Source organism: Kamptonema animale CS-326 (assembly GCF_028330895.1).
In the GTDB taxonomy this organism is placed as follows: Bacteria; Cyanobacteriota; Cyanobacteriia; order Cyanobacteriales; family Microcoleaceae; genus Kamptonema; species Kamptonema formosum.
Genome location: NZ_JAQMUA010000280.1, coordinates 1 through 2,476 on the forward strand (window position 1 = coordinate 1; position 2,476 = coordinate 2,476).

The 2,476-nt window shown below is 47.9% G+C and carries 3 protein-coding genes; all 3 read right to left on the bottom strand.

The annotated features are described in order from the left end of the window. Positions 1-1,283 (bottom strand): transcription termination factor NusA (gene nusA / locus PN499_RS16290; protein ID WP_272033117.1); only part of this gene is annotated, 1,283 nt, incomplete at its 3' end. Between the two features lie 275 nt (positions 1,284-1,558). Further along, entirely contained in the window at positions 1,559-2,020 is a 462-nt protein-coding gene (gene rimP / locus PN499_RS16295) for a ribosome maturation factor RimP (RefSeq protein ID WP_272033118.1), read from the bottom strand. Positions 2,021-2,269: 249 nt separating this feature from the next. Then, positions 2,270-2,476, bottom strand: a 207-nt coding sequence (locus PN499_RS16300; RefSeq protein ID WP_272033119.1) for a hypothetical protein, incomplete at its 5' end; no start/stop codon positions are given.

Consider the following 2,476-nt stretch of genomic DNA (forward strand, 5'->3'; position numbering starts at 1 on the left):
TAGACGGCGGTTTCGGTTTCGTCAAGTTCGCGATCGCTCTCATCAAAATCTGATTCGTCAGTTTCCTCACTGTCTTCGTCAAAATCTGATTCGTATTCTTCGGCTGCGAGTGCTAACCTCGAAGCTTCTGCTGCTAACTTGCTGTCTTCAGCAGCGCGATCGTATTTGGCAATGTCTTTAATATCTATTTTCCAACCAGTCAGTCTAGCCGCTAGCCGGACGTTCTGACCTTCTTTGCCAATGGCTAAACTCAGTTGGTCTTCAGCCACAAGGATATGCGCCCGCCGCCCTTCCGGGGCCACTAGGCGCACTTCGTCTACTCGTGCTGGACTAAGGGCGTTGGCAATATAGGTGGCGGGGTCGGGAGACCACCGGATCACGTCAATTTTTTCCCCTCGTAATTCGTTGACTACTACCTGAATCCGCGATCCCCGTGCGCCAATGCAGGCTCCTACGGGGTCTACGTCGCGATCGAGGGTATCAACGGCAATTTTGGTGCGGGGCCCGACATGGCGAGAGGGGGGGTTTGCTTCTCTGGCGACAGCGACAATTCGCACTACCCCGTCTTCAATTTCGGGGACTTCGTTGGCAAATAGATAAACTACTAAGCCTGCGTCGGCTCTGGAGACGACTAGCTGGGGGCCTCTGGTAGCACCTTCACCGACTTTTTTTAGGTAAACCTTAAAGGTGGCATTAGCGCGGTAATTATCGTTCGGTAACTGTTCTCGCTTAGGAAGTTCGGCTTCTACTTCTGGCTGACCAAAACCGCTGCTAACAGCGAGGATCGCTGACTGTCTCTCAAATCGCAAAACTCTTGCCTGGAGGACTGTTTCTTCTAAGTCCTTAAATTCTTCTTGGATCATTTTGCGCTGCTGGTCGCGCAATTTTTGGGCGAGAACTTGTTTGGTTTGGATGGCCGCCATGCGACCGAAGTCGTTTTGATCTGGGGTTACATCGAGGATAACGGTGTCTCCGAGTTGAGCTTCGGTGGCAACTTCTTGTACTTCTGAAAGTGCGATTTGATGGTCAGGGTTACTGACTTCTTCGACTATACTTTTAGTAGCTAAAACACGAAATCCTTCTTCTTCAATGTCGAGTTCTACTTCAAAGTTATCGAAGTATTCTTCACTAAAATGATCGAGGCGCTGCGTGCGACGGTAACGCTCGTAACCTTTGACGAGGGCTTCGCGCAAGGCTGCTTGAACGGCGTGTTTCGGTAAGTTTCGCTCTTTGCTAATAACATCGACCATATCTTTGAGTCCGGGCAAAGAAACCATTGACATATAAAAATCTCCTGTTTTGGGAAAATGGTAATTGGTAATTGGTAATTGGTAATTGGTAATTGGTAATTGGTAATTGGTAATTGGTAATTGGTGATTGGTAATTGGTAATTGGTGATTGCTGATTTAGTGGTAGTCAACAACTAACAGTTGATCGCTAACAACTAAAAACCACCACCAACAACAACAACTAACAGTTGACAACTAACAACCAACAACCAACAACTAACAACTAACAGTTAACAGTTAACAGTTAACGGTTAACAATTAACAATTAGCTATCTAGGTTCGTCTAATTGGACTTGGGTAATCAGGGAGCGGGGAATGGCGATTGGCCGCCCTTTTTGATTGATGTAAACTGCTGTCTCGTCCCGGCGGATTAGTTGTCCTACCCACTCTTTTAAGCCGTTGTAAGCTTCAGATGTTTTGACGATTACGGGAAATCCTTTAAAGGATATGAATTCACGATCGCTCGCAAGCGATCGTGAAAGGCCGGGACTAGAAATCTCTAGTACATAAGCGTCGGGGAGGATATCTGCCATATCTAACTTTTCTTCGAGGGCTTTACTCATCCGTTCGCAATCTTCCAAACCTGTGTCTTGCTGCGGGTTGCGGATGTCCACTCGCAGAATGGGAGGGTTCTGGTTGGTGTGAAATACTGCCCCCACTACTTCCAATCCCAGTGTTTCCGCAAGGGGGGTGGCTAAGTCGATGATTTGTGGGATCAGGGGATGAGTCATGTCGATATTAGGAAATTGGGGACTACAGGGCCGGGAACTGGGAAGAAGAAAGAGGGAAGAAGGATATTCTCCCTCTTCCCTCTTTCCCTCTTGTTTCCCTTGTTTGCTATGAGACGTGAGCCGATCTCTGTCTCTACTAAGGGTTTCGCCGTGTCTCGTGAGGCAATCCAACAAAAAAAGTGGGCTAGACCCACTCCCAGGTGAAACGATCTTCCAAGAAGTTTGAGGGCGAATTGAGTAGGATTCGCCTCAGTTTTTATTGTAACGGGAGCGTTGTGCTCTCTGCCACTTTCTCGTGGTGTGCGTTCGGAGATAGATAGGGCTTGCTGAATCAGTGCCCGGAGGTGATGCAGTCTGGGTTATGCGATCGCGGAGGGAGAGTATGGTGCAAGAAAAACAGGTAAAATAGGTCAAAAGCCTTGCATCACCATCCCTCACCATGTACAGAAAAGCTGA